General features: G+C 66.8%; 17 protein-coding genes. 2 read left to right on the top strand and 15 right to left on the bottom strand.

Annotated features, from left to right (window positions below):
• Positions 1–3: 3 nt before the first annotated feature.
• Complete coding sequence (locus tag AC3ANU_RS00815) at positions 4–1,506, bottom strand: MDR family MFS transporter (protein ID WP_026266019.1); 1,503 nt, start codon at positions 1,504–1,506, stop codon at positions 4–6.
• A gap of 121 nt (positions 1,507–1,627) precedes the next feature.
• A complete protein-coding gene (locus tag AC3ANU_RS00820) occupies positions 1,628–2,194 on the bottom strand; it encodes a type 1 glutamine amidotransferase domain-containing protein (RefSeq protein ID WP_134165307.1) in 567 nt (188 codons plus the stop codon).
• Positions 2,195–2,694: 500 nt separating this feature from the next.
• On the opposite strand from AC3ANU_RS00820, the gene AC3ANU_RS00825 reads away from it, so the two are divergent.
• Positions 2,695–4,275: an HNH endonuclease signature motif containing protein gene (locus AC3ANU_RS00825; RefSeq protein WP_488315249.1), complete on the top strand. Its 1,581-nt coding sequence runs from the start codon at positions 2,695–2,697 to the stop codon at positions 4,273–4,275.
• Between the two features lie 73 nt (positions 4,276–4,348).
• Here AC3ANU_RS00825 and AC3ANU_RS00830 read toward each other — a convergent pair whose 3' ends face one another.
• On the bottom strand, positions 4,349–4,876 hold the full coding sequence (locus AC3ANU_RS00830; protein WP_134165346.1) for a TetR/AcrR family transcriptional regulator: 528 nt from the start codon (positions 4,874–4,876) through the stop codon (positions 4,349–4,351).
• A 251-nt stretch (positions 4,877–5,127) separates the two neighbouring features.
• On the opposite strand from AC3ANU_RS00830, the gene AC3ANU_RS00835 reads away from it, so the two are divergent.
• Positions 5,128–5,394 (top strand): hypothetical protein, encoded by a 267-nt coding sequence (locus AC3ANU_RS00835; RefSeq protein ID WP_018770249.1) that lies wholly within the window; start codon positions 5,128–5,130, stop codon positions 5,392–5,394.
• 56 nt (positions 5,395–5,450) lie between these two features.
• Here the strand turns inward: AC3ANU_RS00835 and AC3ANU_RS00840 are convergent, their stop codons facing one another.
• The 12 genes from AC3ANU_RS00840 to tilS all read right to left on the bottom strand — a co-directional run bounded on the left by AC3ANU_RS00840 (position 5,451) and on the right by tilS (position 16,479).
• Positions 5,451–6,380 carry a 4-phosphopantoate--beta-alanine ligase gene (locus AC3ANU_RS00840; protein WP_488315250.1) on the bottom strand — a complete coding sequence of 310 codons (930 nt, stop codon included), beginning with the start codon at positions 6,378–6,380 and terminating at the stop codon, positions 5,451–5,453.
• A complete protein-coding gene (locus tag AC3ANU_RS00845; RefSeq protein WP_018770251.1) occupies positions 6,381–7,274 on the bottom strand; it encodes a Rossmann-like and DUF2520 domain-containing protein in 894 nt (297 codons plus the stop codon).
• Positions 7,267–8,955, bottom strand: a complete 1,689-nt coding sequence (locus tag AC3ANU_RS00850; protein ID WP_488315251.1) for a PH domain-containing protein — start codon at positions 8,953–8,955, stop codon at positions 7,267–7,269. Before AC3ANU_RS00850 ends, AC3ANU_RS00845 begins: the two co-directional genes overlap by 8 nt.
• Positions 8,952–9,464 carry a PH domain-containing protein gene (locus AC3ANU_RS00855; RefSeq protein ID WP_018770253.1) on the bottom strand — a complete coding sequence of 171 codons (513 nt, stop codon included), beginning with the start codon at positions 9,462–9,464 and terminating at the stop codon, positions 8,952–8,954. Before AC3ANU_RS00855 ends, AC3ANU_RS00850 begins: the two co-directional genes overlap by 4 nt.
• Positions 9,445–9,993: a DUF3180 domain-containing protein gene (locus AC3ANU_RS00860; RefSeq protein ID WP_134165310.1), complete on the bottom strand. Its 549-nt coding sequence runs from the start codon at positions 9,991–9,993 to the stop codon at positions 9,445–9,447. The genes AC3ANU_RS00855 and AC3ANU_RS00860 overlap by 20 nt, the downstream gene beginning before the upstream one ends.
• Positions 9,990–10,535: a 2-amino-4-hydroxy-6-hydroxymethyldihydropteridine diphosphokinase gene (gene folK, locus AC3ANU_RS00865; RefSeq protein WP_134165311.1), complete on the bottom strand. Its 546-nt coding sequence runs from the start codon at positions 10,533–10,535 to the stop codon at positions 9,990–9,992. The genes AC3ANU_RS00860 and folK overlap by 4 nt, the downstream gene beginning before the upstream one ends.
• Positions 10,532–10,924 (bottom strand): dihydroneopterin aldolase, encoded by a 393-nt coding sequence (folB, locus tag AC3ANU_RS00870; protein WP_224084210.1) that lies wholly within the window; start codon positions 10,922–10,924, stop codon positions 10,532–10,534. Before folB ends, folK begins: the two co-directional genes overlap by 4 nt.
• 13 nt (positions 10,925–10,937) lie before the next feature.
• Complete coding sequence (gene folP, locus AC3ANU_RS00875; protein ID WP_224084209.1) at positions 10,938–11,876, bottom strand: dihydropteroate synthase; 939 nt, start codon at positions 11,874–11,876, stop codon at positions 10,938–10,940.
• 9 nt (positions 11,877–11,885) lie between these two features.
• Complete coding sequence (gene folE / locus AC3ANU_RS00880) at positions 11,886–12,530, bottom strand: GTP cyclohydrolase I FolE (RefSeq protein WP_018770258.1); 645 nt, start codon at positions 12,528–12,530, stop codon at positions 11,886–11,888.
• Between the two features lie 9 nt (positions 12,531–12,539).
• A complete protein-coding gene (gene ftsH, locus AC3ANU_RS00885; RefSeq protein ID WP_018770259.1) occupies positions 12,540–14,603 on the bottom strand; it encodes an ATP-dependent zinc metalloprotease FtsH in 2,064 nt (687 codons plus the stop codon).
• Between the two features lie 220 nt (positions 14,604–14,823).
• On the bottom strand, positions 14,824–15,375 hold the full coding sequence (gene hpt / locus AC3ANU_RS00890) for a hypoxanthine phosphoribosyltransferase (RefSeq protein WP_018770260.1): 552 nt from the start codon (positions 15,373–15,375) through the stop codon (positions 14,824–14,826).
• Positions 15,376–15,405: 30 nt separating this feature from the next.
• Complete coding sequence (tilS, locus tag AC3ANU_RS00895; RefSeq protein ID WP_224084498.1) at positions 15,406–16,479, bottom strand: tRNA lysidine(34) synthetase TilS; 1,074 nt, start codon at positions 16,477–16,479, stop codon at positions 15,406–15,408.
• Positions 16,480–16,534: the final 55 nt, after the last annotated feature.

The raw sequence follows: 16,534 nt of genomic DNA on the forward strand, positions 1-16,534 counted from the left end.
GGGCTAATGTCCTGCGCCGTGGCCCTCGCCGGCGCCTTCGGTCTTGCGCATCATCGCTGAAAGCACGACGGCGGCAAGGGCTATGACGGTTGCCGTCAGGAAGGCGGCGCTCATCCCGGCGACGAGTCCCGACGTCGCACTCACAACCGCGAAGATTGACACCAGCAGCGCCGTTCCAGCGGCACCGGCCACCTGCTGGGTGGTGCTCATGATCGCGGAGCCGTGCGAGTAAAGGTGCGGCGGGAGCGGGTTGAGCCCGGTGGTGAAGGCGGGGGTAAACAGCAGCGCGAGGCCGAAACTCAGCCCAACGTGCAAGGTGACGATCCACCACACCGCTGTTCCGGCGTCGAGCATTGAAAACTGCCAGAGGGTCACCACCATCAGGACGGATCCGGTAATGGTGAGCGGCAGCGGACCCACCTTGTCGAACGCCCGGCCGATGACCGGGCCCAGCAGGCCCATGGCCAGGCCGCCGGGGAGCAATGCCAGGCCGGTTTCCAGCGACCCCAGGCCCCGGACCTGCTGGAGGTAGAGCGGCAGCAGGATGACGCCGCCGAACAGGGCCATCATGGCCACCACCATCAGCAGGACGGAGACGGTGAACATCCGGAACTTGAAGGCGCGCAGGTCCAGCAGCGGCGCGGCTGCTTTCTGTAGGCGCACCTGGCGGAGGACGAAAACCGTCAGGGCGGCCACGCCGATGACCAGGGCTGCGATGGCGCCGGCACTGGGGCCGGCCTGGCCGCCATGGCCGCCGCCGATCTGGCTGAGCCCGTAGACCAGGCCGCCAAAGGCCGGGACGGTGAGGATGACGGACAGCACATCCAGCCTGGCCTTTTCAGGCTTCCCCACGTTGGTGAGGTATTTGGCGCCGATGGCCAGCGCCGCCAGGGCAACCGGCAGCACGAAGACGAACATGAAGCGCCAGGTGAAATGCTCCAGGATCAGGCCGGACACTGTGGGACCCATTGCGGGTGCCACAGAGATGGCAATGCTCACGTTGCCCATGACGGCGCCGCGCTTGGCCAGCGGGACCAGGGTGAGGATGGTGGTCATCAGCAGCGGCAGCATGATGGCGGTGCCGCCGGCCTGGACAATGCGCGCCAGGAGCAGGACCTCGAACCCGGGAGCCACCGCCGCAAGCGCCGTTCCACCCGCGAACAGGCCCATGGCCAGCATGAAGACGGCGCGCGTGGACAGGCTCTGGAGGATGAAGCCGGTAGTGGGGATCACCACCGCCATGGTTAGCATGAACCCCGTGGATAGCCACTGGACCGTGGGAGCGTCCACGCGAAGGTCCACCATGAGCCGCTGCAGGGCGACGTTCATGATGGTCTCGTTGAGGATCACCACGAATGTCGCCACCAGCAGCGTGCTGATGATGGTTACCGATTCACGGGACATCTTCTCCGGCGCTGCGGACTGGGTTCCTTCGCGGGTTTCAGCGCGTATTCCTTCGCCCTGAACGGGCTTGCCGCTGGCGTTCGGAGAGACTTCGGTAGACATGGGTGTTCCCTCAGGGGTTTTTGGAAGTGATGCACGGCCGGCGCCGCTGCAGATGCAAACACTCTACCCGCTGGAGTAATTCCTCCATACGGGTTTTTCAACCCTGAGGGAACATTGGGGGTCAGGCGGTCTGGCCCGCGTGCTGGCCTTCGGAGATCTCTTCCACCAGCTTGTTGTTGAAGGCCGGGAGGTCGTCCGGGTTCCGGCTGGTCACCAGGCCCTGGTCCACCACCACTTCCTGGTCCGTCCAGTTGGCGCCGGCGTTCTTCAGGTCGGTTTCAAGCGTGAAGTAGGACGTGACGTTCCGGCCCCTGATGACTCCCGCCTCGATCAGCAGCCAGGGTCCGTGGCAGATGGATGCCACGGGCTTGTGCTGTTCAAAGAAGCTGCGCGTGAAGCTCTGGGCATCCTTGTCCACCCGCAGGTGGTCCGCGTTGACGACGCCCCCGGGAAGCACCAGGGCGTCAAAGTCCGTGGCATTCGCCTCTGCCACGGTGAGGTCGACGTCGAAGGTGTCGCCCTTCTCGGTGCCGTTGTAGCCCTGCAGCTTGCCGCTCTTGGGTGCCACCAGGGTGGGCTCGCCGCCGGCATCCTTCACTGCCTGCCAGGGGCTGGTGAGCTCCACCTGCTCCACGCCGTCAGTGAGCAGGAATGCCACCTTCTTGCCTGCGATGCTGTGCTCTGACATTGATCCTCCTCATGCTTGCGGTTGCACGCTTTTGGCGCACAGGTCCCCGCTTCGAGAGTTGTTTGCCTGACGCTTTCCAGCCTAGGAAAGTTGAAAGTCATAAGCAAGCTGACTATTTACTTTCCGGGGTACGTGCTTTGTTCGGTACGGCGGCTGCGGGCCGGCAAGGACGACGGCGGCACGGGGCTGCACGCTGGCGGGTTGTCTGCGGGCCTTTCGGGTTCCTTCTGCGCACGGCAAAGGGAGCTGCGAGTCCTGCGGATTGTGCCTCGGCGCCCTTTTCGCTGCGGATATCTTTTGGCGCTGCGCATCTTCCCTTTCGCGCGGCATATTTGGGGTGCGAAAAGGAATGTGCGTGTCGATAAGGCGTACGACGGCGGCACGGGGCTGGCACGCTCGCGGCACCTTGGCTGCGGCTGACGTTGGGGTACGGGCAGGAGCCTCGGGGGCAGGGCTGGTCGGCAGGCCTGATTGTCGGTGCCTCACTGGATGATGTGGGTATGGAAATCGGCACGGGTGTTGGGGTGGTTTTGGAGGGTGTTTCTGCCTCTGTTGCTGCCCTCGATGCGCTGGACCGTGAGGATCATTTCCTTGCCGCCGGGACTGGTGTTGGCGCTGATGTCGATGTGCTGCAGCGGCGGTATGAGCTCCGGCTGGAACGGCTGGAGGCAGTCTCCCGGGTCGAGGCTCAGCTCGCGGCGGTCAAAGCTCGTGATGCCGTGGAGTGCGTCGGTTTCCAGCAGGCACTGCTTGCCCCTGACGCCCCGGTGGATGAGCGCATGTTTTCGGAGATGTCCGCGGTGGAGGAGATCGCCGGTGTCCTGACCGTCAGTTCCGCGGCCGCAGGTGCTTTGGTGGAACAATCCCGCCGGGTGTGTTCCCTGCCGCCGCTCCTGGGCGCCCTGTCAGCCGGTGACCTGTCGTGGCAGCATGCCAGGATTGTCGCCGATGAAACCGAGGGGCTCACCCCCGACGGGGCTGCTGCCTTGGTGGCGCACTTCTTCGACCCCGACGCCCCCAACCCCGCCCGCGGCGCCGCGCCCGGCGAACTCGTCCCCGCCCGGTTCCGCGCCAAGGTCCGCGCCTGGCGGGAACGCCACCACCCCGAAACCCTCGCCAAACGCCACGCCAAAGGCGTCGCGGACCGGCGGATGGAATACACCCCGGACCGCGACGGCATGGCCTGGCTCTCGCTCTACCTCCCCGGCGACACCGCCTGCGCCATCTGGAACCGCACCACCGCCACCGCCCGCGGCCTCCAAGGCCCTAACGAGCCCCGCACCCTCACCCAACTCCGCCCCGACATCGCAGCAGCACTCCTCCTCGGCACCGGAAACGCCACGGCCACGGGTGATCCTGCGGGAACAACTACCGGGAGTAGCGGTGGTGTTGGAAAGGTTCCCACCCCGCGGGCCGATGTCCTGGTCACCGTCCCGGTCTTCGCGCTGCTCGGCCTGACCGATGAGCCGGCCGTGCTGGACGGCCTTGGCCCGATCCCGGCGTCGATGGCGCGGAGGCTTGTCGCGGACGGGGCGGAGTCGTTCTACCGCGTCCTGGTCGACCCCCGCGACGGGGCACCCCTGGAGATCGGACGCACCCGCTACCGGCTCCCCGAAACCATCAAACAATGGATCCGCATGCGGGACGGAAAATGCACCTTCCCCGGCTGCAGCAACCACACCCCCGACAACCACACCGACCACCTCACCGCCTGGGAACACGGCGGCAGAACAGCCGTCCGGAACCTGGCGCAGCTGTGCCCCAAACATCACCGTTTGAAGCACGCCCGCGCCTGGATCCCCGACCCCGCCACCAACAACGGACCGCCCGGCTGGACCTCACCCACAGGCCGCCACTACAACCCCGAACACCAAGACCCCGAACCAACCCACTGGCCACAATGGCCCATGCCCGCTGCTGCAACCCCGGGTGGAGATCCCGGCCCGGAGCACCCACAGTGGGAACCAGACGACGACACCTTCATAGACCTCAACGATCTGTCACCGGAAGACCCCCTCTGGGCAGACTTCTACACCACGCCATTCGCGCCCTTTCCGGACCGCGTTGGCGCCGGGCAGTAGTAACTGTGGCGCCGGAGCAATGCATCGCGTCGTACCTTATGCCTCGCCTCGGACGCCTATCTGGCGTCGGGCGCTATGCCCGGTGGTGCTCGATGAGCCAGCGCGCCATCTGTTGGGCGCGCTGGGCGGCCTGGAGGTCACCCTCGGTGGCTGAAGTTATGGAGCCCTTCATCAGGATGTGCCAGGAACGCGAAAATTCCTCCGGTCGGGCCAAACCGGCTTCCTCCGCCAGCCCCCGGACGTGCCCGCGGACCTTCGCCAGGTAGTCGATGCTCGCCTGGCCCAGGGGGTGGGAGGGCCCCATCTCCAGCAGGACATTGATAAAGGCACTGCCTTCGAAATCGTCCTGCTGGAACCAGTCGCCCAGGACGTCGAAGATCGCCAATAGTTGCTCAACGGGAGTGCTTCCCTTGCCGCGGGCCTTGGAAATGATGCTGTCCTCCGTCCACTGCTTATCCCGCCGTTCCAGGAAGGCCAGGACCAGCGAATCCTTGGATGGGAAATGCCGGTAGAAAGTCGCCTTCGCTACACCCGAACGCTCGATGAGCTCGTTGACGCCCACAGCCCGGATCCCCCGGCGCGAGAAGAGCTCGTACGCCACGGACAGGATCCGTTCCTCCGGGCTCGACTGGCCGCTCGGCGAAGCCGGCGCCGCTGGGAGTGGCACTGGCGATTCCGGCCCTGACGATGCTGGGGACGATGAATTTTCGGGCTCCGGATTCGTCACGTCCATGGGGTAATTCTGTCATGAGACAGACTTGTCTTCCCCGTTGTAATGTTTGTCCTACGTGCAGTGCATTCGAACGTCGCGGTGGTTCCCCGGCCACTGCAGCTTGATGCAAGGAGGCCACTATGACCGTAGAGCGGTCGGTCCAAGGCGTGCCATCGGCTCCCGAGCCGTGGATCCCCAGTGATACTCCTGTGGAGATCCGCCAGTTCGCCATCGAATCCCTGCGCTGGCAGGCGCAGGAGATTATCGACGAACAGCTTTCCAGCACGGATCCGGCCGAAGAACTCTCCAGGGCACGGCTTCGACAGTTCGTTGCACGCAACCCCGGCCGTCCGGAAAAAGCACTCCTGGAACAGCTGATGGCCAGCGAGGACGGGCTTGCCCCTTAACCCGCCATCGTCGTTCCCGGCGCTTCAGCCCGGCTGGAGGCCAGTGAAACAAGAAGTCAGGAACTGAGCGGCATATTGTCGATCAGCCGCACCGGGCCAACCTTGGCGGCGATGAGCGCCAGGGCCTCACCCCGGAAGGGAGTCTCGCGGCAGTTCTCGGCCAACGGTTCAAGGGTTCCCGGATCCACTACATCGAAGTAGTCCAGTTCCACCAGTGGCTGGGACCTCACAAGCGCCAGCGCGGAGTCCAGGTCCAGCGGCTCATGCGCGTTTGCCCGCTCCTCCAGCAGCCGCAGGGCCCTGGACAGAACAAGCGCGGCATCCCGCTCGGCGTCGGACAGGAAGCGGTTGCGGCTGGACAACGCCAAGCCGTCCTCCGCCCTGACCGTGGGCACGCCGACGATCTCGACCGGAAAGTTCAGGTCGGCAGCCATCCGCCGGACCAGGGCCAGCTGTTGTGCGTCCTTCTGCCCAAAGTAGGCCCGGTACGCCGGCAGGCCGCCTGCTTGTGAAGCCCCGTCAGTGGAACCGGAAGGAAGGCCCGCTGCCGGCATTCCGTAGTGCAGCAGTTTTGCCACAACGGTCAGGGCGCCGTCGAAGTGTCCGGGCCGGGAAGCGCCCTCCCACTTCTCCCCCAGGCGGCCGGAGGTAATCCGGACCAACGGCTCCCCACCGGGGTAAACCTCCTCCACGGACGGCGCGAACACCAGGTCAACACCCTGTTCCTCCAGCAGCGCAAGGTCGGCGTCCAGCGTCCTGGGATAGCGGTCCAGGTCCACAGCGTCGCCGAACTGCAGGGGGTTGACGAAGATGCTGGCCACCACAACGTCATTGTGCTCGACGGCGGTGCGCGCCAGAGCGGCATGGCCTTCGTGGAGTGCGCCCATGGTGGGCACCAGGCCCTGCGAGGTCCCGCGCCTGGCGCCAAGGAGCCTGGCGCTTTCCGCGTGCAGTTCGTGAACGGTTTTGACGAGTTGAATGGACATTCAGTCCTCCTTTGGATCGAGGGCCTCGTGCAGCCCCTTCAGCTGGTCAGGTTTCAGCAGTCCACGTCCTTCTGCCCTGAGGGCAGTGGCCCGCGCCATCGCAAGGTAGGCCTCAAGCACATCACCGTGCCCGCCGCCATCGAACTCCCGCAAAGCCTCCGCATGGGCACGGACCGTCCCCACGTCCCCGCGGGCCACCGGGCCGGTCAGCGCAGACTCCCCTGAGGCCAGCGCGTTTTCCAGCGTGGCCCTCAGCAGCGGACCAAGCATGCGTTCGGGCGCCTCCACGCCAACCTCCCGCAGGAGCTGCGACGCCTGCGCCACCAGGGTCACCAAATGGTTGGAGCCGTGCGCCAGGGCAGCGTGGTAAAGCGTCCGGTCCGCCTCGGCGATTGCAACCGGTTCCGCCCCCATCTCCACTACCAGCGCCTGGGCGATGGGCAGCATGGCGGCATCGGCCGTCACCCCGAAGGTGCAGTCCAGCAGCCGGGTGAGGTCCAGGCTCATTCCGGTGAAAGTCATGGCCGGGTGCAGCGCCAATGGAATGGCACCGGCGGCGCGGACGGGATGCAGCACGCCGACGCCGAACCGACCGGAAGTGTGTGCCACAAGCTGGCCGGGCTGCCATGCCCCAAGCTTCGCCAGGCCCTCCACCAGGCCCGGGAGGGCGTCATCCGGCACTGCCAGCAACACCAGTTCCGCGCGCTCAACGATGTCCTGCACTTCCAGGATGGGCACGCCGGGCAGCAGCGCTTCAGCCCGTTCCCGGCTTGCGTCGGACACCGCCGACACCCCGACGACGGCGTGCTCGGCTGCGCGCAAAGCCGCGCCAAGCACGGCTCCCACCTTGCCGGCACCGATGATTCCGACGCCGAGGCGTCCGGGCTTAGCCATGCTGCTGGCCTTCCTGTTGGTGGTGGGTGCGGGTTTCGCCGGCCGCCGCCTGGGACATCGGCGCGGCAGGGGTCGGCCCGGCAGGCAATTGCACGCCCAATTGCATGCCACCCGGCAGCGTGGGCGCAACTGCCGGAACAACCTGCAGCAACCATTGTTCGGTGGTTTGCCGCTTCCGGGCCAGCCGTGCGCGTGCTGACTGGTCGTCGAAGAGTTGCCTGGCTTCGTCCAGCCCGGCCTGCCTCAGGCGCGGCACAACCGGCCCGGCGGTTGTATGCAGGACCAGGTCCGCCACCCGGAACCGGCGTGCCAGGGGCCCCTGGTGCAGGGCCAGCGACTGGGTCCGCTGATGGGGAACCAGCACCAGCTCACGCCACCACCGCCCGGAACGGATCAGGAGGGCCGTGTCCGTTGACGTGAACCCGTTCCGGCGCCACGCGAGGGGCGCCAGCAGCCGGGCCCGGCGCGGCGTGGTGACGAATCCGCCGTCGGAATCCCTGCCTGCAAGCCCGGTGGTGAACACCAGCTCCGGCCGGTCCGTCCCGGGGTCCGGCAGGACCAGCGACAGCATTGCCATGACGTCGGCAAGCTTGCCGACGGGCAGGAGGATGGTCCTGGTGTTGCCCTCGACGGCGTTGCCGGAAACCCCGTAGCCGGCCGCATTCACCTGCATCCGATACCAGCCGAACGGCCGCCACAGCGGAGGCTGGGCGATTTTCACCGCCTGGATCCGGCCGGGCGGAAGCGTCTGCGCCTGGGTGTCCAGCAGCCCGTACCGCAGCCGGATGCCGTCGGGCGAAACCGCTGCGGTGAAGTTGAATCCCTTGTTGAAATAGTTCCAGTAGCCGGCGGCAAGGCCCAGGGCCGCCGGCACCAGGTAGAAGTAGAACGCGCGGTTGTCCGTCAGTGCCGACAGAACCACCGACGCAATGCCGCCCACCACAATGAAGACGCTTTGCTCGCTGAGGATCAGCGATCCGAGAAGGCGCGACGGCGGCACGGCGAGGACAGTGATTTCCGGCGCCTCGGGTGCGGGTTGGGGAAAGCGTCCCGGCCCCGCAGAATCCCCGGAAAAACCATCCGGGGCGGAACCAGCGCCGGCACCGGTATGGGAACCGGCGCCGGAGACTGCTCCGGAAGCCTGCGCCAGGATGGTGGCACGAAGCTGGCGGGCGTCATCGATCTTCAGGTAGGCCAGGCGCACCGCTGATTCGCCGGCGTCGGCCACCTCGAATTTGAGTTCGGCCAGTCCGAAGATCCGGGCCAGCAGGGGCTGCACGATGTCAATGGCCTGCACCCGGTCCAGCCGTGCCTGCCGGTGCTGGCGGAAGATGAGCCCGCTGTTGACCCGGACGTAGCCACCGGATACCTGGTACTTGGTGAAGTACCAGGTAAGCACGAATCCCAGCACCGCCACGGCCAGCACCACGGCCCCGCCGCCCAGCAGCCATGGGGCGCGCCTGGCGAACCCCTCCTCGAACACGGGTTGTCCCTGCAGTGTCCGCTCGAAGAGGTCCCGGCCGAAGAAGAACGTGATGGCTGCCAGGGCAACCCAGCCGCGGACGAACGGCGAGGCGGGATGCACGCGCAGCCATTCGCCGTCGGGCGTTCCGTTGGTTTGCGGGCCGGCCGCAGCAGGCGGAACCGCTGCCTGCCCGGGCAGCTGGCCGTCAGTGGTCACAGCCCTGCCAGCCTGGCTTCGCCGCGGGCGGCCAGCTGTTCCCGGAGCCGTGCGCCCTCCGCTGCCGGCAGGCCGGGGATGCGTGCGTTCGTTCCGGGTGACGCGGTGTGCAGCTTCACGGTGCACAGGCCCAGCGCGCGTTCCACGGGTCCGACGCCGATGTCCACGTACTGCATGCGGCCGTAGGGGACGGCCATGGTGCGCTGGAAGAAGATCCCGCCCCGGATCAGCAGGTCCTCGTCGCGCTCGGCGTAGCCGATGGCCCTGACCTGCCGCGGAATGAGCACCAGCCGCCACAGGGCAGCCAGGAGCGTGGCGGACGGAACAGTGATGGCGAGCCACAGCGGCGGCCACCGCCACCAGCCCAGGAGGACAAACAGCAGCGGAGCGGCCAGGACCACTACGGTGACAAGGTTGGCCACGGCCCATTCCACCAGGCGGACTGTGATGTATTTCGGTGAAACCCGCTGCCAGGCGATACCCGGCGGGTCAATCGCCTCGGTATGCATATTCGCCTTCCCCGGCGGCTTCCCCGCGGGCAGGGCGGCCCTTCTTCCCGTCGAGGCTGTTGGCGTCGCCGTCCTCCGGGGGGATCTTGCAGAAGCGCTCCACGAGGAGCCCCACCACGATCATCACCAGGCCGCCGCCGGCCATGGCCAGGGCCAGCCAGGTGATGCCCTGGTCGCTGCGCAGGCTCCAGATCCGCAACTGGTCCAGGAAGATGCCCACGTGCCAGCCCAGGAGCACCGTTCCAGCGTAGGCGCACGCCTGTGCCAGAATCAGCGTCCGCGCGGCCAGAAGGGGGTCCAGCTGAGTCTTCGTGGCCGTGCTGTTGGGCTTGAGGCTGTTGCGCCACCGCAGCACCCGGATACCCAGAATCAGCGTGATGGCAACGATGACGCCCATGGTGGCCAGCGCTGTGGCGGGCAGGACAGGCGTGGCCATGCTGTACCGGCTGGTGACTACCGTGGCTGACCAGCCCGCCACGGCGAGGATCACGCAGATCAGCAGGAGGCGCAGCGGGTTGATCGGCTTCATCGCTCCTCCACCGCTCCCGCCGTGGGCATGCCGTCAAAGTCGCCGAACCCGTCGAACGGCGACAGGTCTTTGAAATCCTCTGCCCGGGCTGCCAGGGCGCTGATCCGTTCGCCGTCCAGCGTAGCGGCTGGTTCGATAAGCGACCAGGGGTAGAGGACGAAAGCCCGCGTCGCGGCGCGCGGGTGCGGCAGGGTCAGCGCAGGATCATCGCTGCGGAGGTCACCGTAGGTGATGATGTCGACGTCGAGCGTCCGCGGGCCCCAGTGGACCTCGCGGACGCGGTGGTGCTTGTTCTCCACCGCCTGGCAGTGTTCCAGCAGTTCCTGGGGGCTCAGGCTGGTTTCCACCGTGATGACCATGTTCAGGAAGTCCGGCTGCCCGGCCGGGCCGCCCACGGCTTTGGTCTGGACTATGGGTGAAACGGCAAGGAGCCGGACCTCCGGCGGATCCACCAGGTCCCCCACAGCCTCGGTCAAGGTCTCGTTCCGTTCACCGAGGTTGCTGCCCAGGGCCAGCACGGCCTTGGTATAGGTCCCGTTCACGTCTGCACCCCGGAGCCGTCATGGCCAGCGGGGACCAGTGCCCGGTGGACGGTGACAGCCACGTCCCCGAAAGGAACCGCGATGGGAGCCTGTGGCTTGTGCACGGTGATGTCCACGGCCTGGAGCTTGAATTCGGACAGGAGGCTGTCGGCGATCCGCACTGCGAGTGCCTCGATGAGGTTGAGTGGTTCGCCGGTGATCCAGTCGGTGATACGCTGCGCCACCTCGCCGTAGTGCGCGGTGTCCCGCACATCGTCGGACTTTGCCGCTTCGGTGAAGTCCAGGTGGAGCACTGCGTCCACCACGAAAGGCTGGCCCTCCCGGCGTTCGAAATCAAAGACGCCGTGATGGCCGACGGCGGTCACTCCGGTCAGCGTAATCCTGTCCATGGGTCCCCCAGCCCTATTGGTTTTTGGGTACGGCTTGTGCCGCGGATGCTGCGGCCATGCGTGCAGCCACCTTGACGGCGTCAAGGCTGGACCCCACCTCGTGCACACGGACGGCCCAAGCCCCGCGGTAGGCGCTGATGGCTGTGATCGCCGCTGTGGCCCCGTCCCGTTCCTCCGGGGCGGCGGACTTGCCGGCCACCGTCAGCAGGGTGCCGAGGAAGCGCTTGCGGGAAGCGCCCACCAGGACCTTGTGGCCCAGGCTGTCCAGCTGGTCCAGGTTCTGCAGCAGCTCCCAGTTCTGGGCGTCATTCTTGGCGAACCCCAGGCCGGGGTCGATGATGATCTGTTCCTGGCTGACACCGGCGGCGTAGAGCTTGTCGCGGACTCCTGCCAGCTCGGCCACCACTTCACCGGCAACGTCCGTGTACTCGGCGAGGGAGTTCATGGTACGGGCGTCCCCACGGCGGTGGGTGAGGACGTACGGCACCTTGGAGGCCGCCACGAACTCGGCCATTTCGGGCTCGATGCTCAGGCCGGAGATGTCGTTGATGATGGCTGCGCCGGCTTTTACCGCCGCTGCCGCCGTCGAGGCATGCGTTGTGTCGATGCTGACCAGTGCGCCGGCCTTCACCAGGGCCTCGATCACCGGCAGGACGCGGCGCTGTTCTTCTTCCGGGCTGACGTCGTCAGCGCCGGGCCGGGTGGATTCGCCGCCGACGTCGATGATGTCCGCACCCGCGTAAAACATCCGCAGGCCGGCGGCGATGGCGGTGTCCGCCGTGGCGTGCTTCCCGCCGTCGCTGAAGGAATCGGGGGTGACGTTGAGGATTCCCATGACCAGGGTGCGGTCGGTGGGCAGGCCTTCGAAGCGCGCGGCCGGGCGGGGCTTGCGCAGGATGGGCAGCGGGGAGGTTGCGGGCCCCGTTCCAGGGGCTGCAGCGAGTGAATCCATGGTCTGTAGTTACCTTCCGAGGATGAGGCTCATGGCTTCGGCACGGGTGGCCGGGTCATGAAGCTGCCCGCGGACCGCACTGGTGACGGTCTTCGCTCCGGGCTTGCGGATACCGCGCATCGACATGCACATGTGTTCGCATTCAACGACCACGATGGCGCCACGGGGCTTGAGGTAGCGGACCATCGCTTCGACGATTTCAGTGGTGAGGCGCTCCTGCACCTGCGGGCGGCGGGCGTAGATGTCCACCAGGCGGGCCAGCTTGCTCAGCCCGGTGACCTTGCCGTCGTGGGACGGAATGTACCCCACGTGGGCCACCCCGTGGAACGGCACCAGGTGGTGCTCGCAGGTGGAGTAGAACGGGATGTCCTTGACCAGGACCAGTTCCTCATGGTCCAGGTCGAAGGTGGTGGACAGCACGTCAGCAGGATCGTGGTGCAGCCCCGCGAAGACCTCGGCGTACGCCTTCGCAACCCGCTTCGGGGTGTCGCGCAGGCCGCCGCGGTCCGGGTCCTCGCCAATGGCAAGGAGGATCTCGCGGACGGCCGCCTCGATCCTCGGCCGGTCCACCTTTTCGCGTTTCGAATGGTGGGATCCGTCCTCCGCCAGGTGTACGGCGGAGGCGGGAACGTCGTCGTCGTCGAAAGAAGTCACAGGGAAAGCTTAGCCGCGAAGGGTGTCAGGCCCCGAGTCGGAGGTGCCTCCGTGAAACGGAGCGTCCTCCGGAACGCCCTGCGAGTGCGGCGGCTGGGCGTCCAAAGGCTCGTCCAGCCGGGCCTTCTTTGCCTCTTCCTGTGCCTCGCGTTCCGCCCTTTCCTGGCGGGACTCCACGGGGCCTGCCATCTGGACAGGACGGGTTTCCTTGGACAGCCACACTTCGCGGAAGTCGCGCTTGCGCACGTCGCGGAAGATGTCGGCAATCTCGGACTGGTTGAGGGTTTCGCGCTCCAGCAGCTCAAGGGCCAGGATGTCCAGGATGTCGCGGTTCTCGGTAAGGATCTCGTAAGCCTCGTCGTGGGCCTGCTCGATCAGCCGGCGCACTTCCTCGTCCACCACGTAGGCGATCTGGTCCGAGTAGTTGCGCTCGTGGCCGGCGTCGCGGCCCAGGAAGGGTTCGCCGCCGCCCTGGCCCAGGCGGACAGCGCCGACGCGTTCGCTCATGCCGTACTCGGTGACCATCTTGCGGGCAGTGCCGGTGGCCTTCTCGATGTCGTTGGAGGCGCCGGTGGAGGGGTCGTGGAACACGATCTCCTCGGCAACGCGCCCGCCCATGGCGTAGGCCATCTGGTCGAGGAGTTCGTTGCGGGTGATGGAGTATTTGTCGTTTTCGGGGACCACCATGGTGTAGCCCAGGGCCCGGCCGCGCGGAAGGATGGTGATCTTGGTGACCGGAGCCGAGTTCCGCAGGGCTGCCGCCACCAGGGCGTGGCCGCCTTCGTGGTAGGCGGTGATCTTGCGCTCGTGTTCCTTCATGACGCGGCTGCGCTTCTGCGGGCCGGCCATGACTCGGTCAATGGCCTCGTCCAGGGCGCGGTCGTCAATCAGGTTGGCGTTGGAGCGCGCGGTGAGCAGTGCGGCCTCGTTGAGGACGTTGGCGAGGTCTGCGCCGGTGTAGCCGGGCGTCTTCTTCGCCACACCCTTCAGGTCGACGCCGGGCGCCATCGGTTTGCCCTTGGCGTGCACCTGCAGGATCTGGTCGCGGCCAATGAGGTCCGGCGCCTCCACCGAAACCTGGCGGTCGAAACGGCCGGGGCGCAGCAGTGCCGGGTCCAGGACGTCGGGCCGGTTGGTGGCGGCGATGAGGATCACGTTGGTTTTGACGTCGAAGCCGTCCATCTCCACCAGCAACTGGTTGAGGGTCTGCTCGCGTTCGTCGTTGCCGCCGCCGATGCCTGCACCGCGGTGGCGGCCAACGGCGTCGATCTCGTCCACGAAGATGATGGCGGGCGAGTTGGCCTTGGCCTGTTCAAAGAGGTCGCGGACGCGGGATGCGCCGACGCCGACGAACATTTCCACGAAGTCCGAGCCCGAGATGGAGAAGAAGGGCACGCCGGCCTCACCGGCCACTGCGCGGGCCAGCAGCGTCTTGCCGGTGCCGGGCGGGCCGTACAGCAGCACGCCCTTGGGGATCTTGGCGCCAACGGCCTGGAACTTGGCAGGCTCCTGCAGGAATTCCTTGATCTCCTGCAGTTCCTCGACGGCCTCGTCCGCGCCTGCGACGTCGGCGAAGGTCACCTGCGGCATGTCCTTGCTGACCATCTTGGCCTTGGACTTGCCGAACTGCATGATCTTGGAGCCGCCGCCCTGCATCCGGGTCATCAGGAACCAGAAGAGGGCACCCAGCAGGATGACGGGGATCAGGAGGGAGAGCAGGCCGGAGAACCAGTTGCTTTCAATCGGCTGGTCGGTGAAGCCCTGGGCCGGCTTGGCGTCGGTGACAGCCTTCACCACGTCCTGTGCGCGGGCGTCAACGAAGAAGAACTGGACGCTCTTGCCTTTGTCCTGCCCGTCCACCTGCAGGTTGTCCTTCAGCGTGAGGTCAACGCGGTTCTCGCCGTCGAAGATCTTGGCCTGCTCCACCTTGTTGCCGGAGAGCAGTTCCAGGCCCTTGTCCGTATCGATGCGGGCGGCACCGCCGGGGGCGAGCGTTGCAAAGGCCACCAGGAGCAGACCGACCACAACGACGATCCAGATGCCCGGGCCTTTGAAGAAGTTCTTAGCTTTCATCTGTTCGGGGGCTGGCCCCGTCCCTTCCGGTAGTGCTTCACGGCGAGTAGTCTGCGCGCGTGATGGTGCTGCGTCAGCTTCTAGCTATACACCGTCCGGAGTACATCACGCATAGCGAAAAGCAAAAGTTCCCTGTGGGCGTAGCAGTGCCGGGACAGCCCAGGAGTTGCCCACATGGCGCGGTTTTACCGGAGTACGGCGGCGGAGTGTGCGGCGCCGCTTACTCGTAGACGTGCGGGGCCAGGGTGCCCACGAAGTCAAGGTTGCGGTACTTTTCGGCGTAGTCCAGGCCGTAACCCACCACGAACTCGTTGGGGATGTCATAACCGACGTACTTGACGTCGATTTCCACCTTGGCGGCTGTGGGTTTGCGGAACGCCGTGCAGATCTCCACGGACGCGGTGCCGCGGGACTCCAGATTGGTCTTGAGCCAGGACAGGGTGAGGCCGGAGTCGATGATGTCCTCGACGATCAGCACGTCCTTGCCCATCAGGTCGGTGTCCAGATCCTTCAGGATGCGTACCACGCCGGAGGACTGGGTGCCCGAACCGTAGGAGGACACTGCCATCCAGTCCATGGAGATGTGGCTGTGGAGTGCGCGGGCAAGGTCAGCCATGACCATGACGGCGCCCTTGAGCACGCCCACCAGGAGGATCTCGCGCCCTTCGTAGTCCTTGTCGATCTGCGCAGCGAGCTCGGTGATCCGCTGCTGGATCTGCTCCTTGGTGTAGAGAACGTGCTTGAGATCTGCCTGGACGTCGTTTGAATCCACCAATGGCTCCTGTTTAGATGCGGGGTGCGACTATTTTGCGGGCGGTTTTTGGGACCGGAATACTAGCTTCCCACAGCGCGCCCGTTCGCGGGGAACAGAACCGGGGCCGCCCTGGGCACCCGGCACGCCGGCGTCCTTTGATCCCTCCAGCTGTGCCAGCGACAGCCGGTACACGCTGACGCCGCCGGGAAGCTCCACCGGACCCGCCGAACCCTGGCGCCGCAGCAGCGCTTCCGCCGCCAGAAGGCGCTGGTAGCTGGGCTGCTGGCCGCCGACGTCGGCCGCTGCCTTGGCGATCACACGGAACCTGATGGCCGGGGCCAGGGCACGCAACGCCTCCTCGGGCAGCGCCAGTGCGCCGCCGTCCCGCTCCACCAGGGAGGCGAAGGTGCTTTCCGCCACAGCCTCCAGGTAGTCGGCGTCAAGCTGCAGGATGGCGGCGGTCCGGGCCAGGGATTCGGCAACCCCGGGGCCCAGGTTCTCCTCGAGGTGCGGAAGGACCTCCACGCGGGTCCGGGAGCGTGCAAACGCGGGATCGGCGTTGGTGGGATCGTGCCAGGGATCCAGGTCCTCCACCGCGCAGATCTCCTCGGTGTCCGCCCTGCGCAGGCCGAGGAACGGGCGCAGCAGGACACTGTTTCCGGCGCCTGCCCGGGACGGCCGCATGCCCGCGAGCGAGCGGGAGCCGGAGCCCCGGGCCAGGCCCAGCAGTACCTGCTCCGCCTGGTCGTCGAGCGTGTGGCCCAGCAGGATGGCGCCGGCGCCCTGTCCCGCCGCGGCGGCTTCGAGCGCGGCGTGCCGGGCTTCGCGTGCGGCGGCCTCTGGGCCCATACCGGCACCAGCCACCGTGACCGTGCGGATCTCAACCGGTGAAAGGCCCAGCTCCTCCAGGGTTTTGGCGGTGCGCGCGGCAATGTCGCCGGACCCCTCCTGCAGCTGGTGGTCCACCACCACGGCTCCCACGGTCAGCGGGCGTCCGTCCACATGCCCGCGCCGGGCAAAGTACGCAGCGACGGCGGCCAGCGCCAGGGAATCGGGGCCTCCGCTGCACGCCACGACGACGTGGCCGGGATATCCGGCATCGGCGAGCGCGTTTTGCAGCATCCTGCGCGCAGTCCCGACGACGGGCGCGAGCCTTCCGGGCCGGCGCCGTCCGCTG

The organism is Arthrobacter sp. SDR-2R, from assembly GCF_057747955.1.

Bases quoted from the DNA above. Each gene is read 5' to 3' on its own strand.
- AC3ANU_RS00815 (WP_026266019.1), bottom strand. From the start codon at position 1,506: ATGTCTACCGAAGTCTCTCCGAACGCCAGCGGCAAGCCCGTTCAGGGC.
- AC3ANU_RS00820 (WP_134165307.1), bottom strand. From the start codon at position 2,194: ATGTCAGAGCACAGCATCGCAGGCAAGAAGGTGGCATTCCTGCTCACT.
- AC3ANU_RS00825 (WP_488315249.1), top strand. From the start codon at position 2,695: ATGGAAATCGGCACGGGTGTTGGGGTGGTTTTGGAGGGTGTTTCTGCC.
- AC3ANU_RS00835 (WP_018770249.1), top strand. From the start codon at position 5,128: ATGACCGTAGAGCGGTCGGTCCAAGGCGTGCCATCGGCTCCCGAGCCG.
- AC3ANU_RS00840 (WP_488315250.1), bottom strand. From the start codon at position 6,380: ATGTCCATTCAACTCGTCAAAACCGTTCACGAACTGCACGCGGAAAGC.
- AC3ANU_RS00845 (WP_018770251.1), bottom strand. From the start codon at position 7,274: ATGGCTAAGCCCGGACGCCTCGGCGTCGGAATCATCGGTGCCGGCAAG.
- AC3ANU_RS00855 (WP_018770253.1), bottom strand. From the start codon at position 9,464: ATGCATACCGAGGCGATTGACCCGCCGGGTATCGCCTGGCAGCGGGTT.
- AC3ANU_RS00860 (WP_134165310.1), bottom strand. From the start codon at position 9,993: ATGAAGCCGATCAACCCGCTGCGCCTCCTGCTGATCTGCGTGATCCTC.
- folB (WP_224084210.1), bottom strand. From the start codon at position 10,924: ATGGACAGGATTACGCTGACCGGAGTGACCGCCGTCGGCCATCACGGC.
- folP (WP_224084209.1), bottom strand. From the start codon at position 11,876: ATGGATTCACTCGCTGCAGCCCCTGGAACGGGGCCCGCAACCTCCCCG.
- ftsH (WP_018770259.1), bottom strand. From the start codon at position 14,603: ATGAAAGCTAAGAACTTCTTCAAAGGCCCGGGCATCTGGATCGTCGTT.
- tilS (WP_224084498.1), bottom strand. From the start codon at position 16,479: ATGCTGCAAAACGCGCTCGCCGATGCCGGATATCCCGGCCACGTCGTC.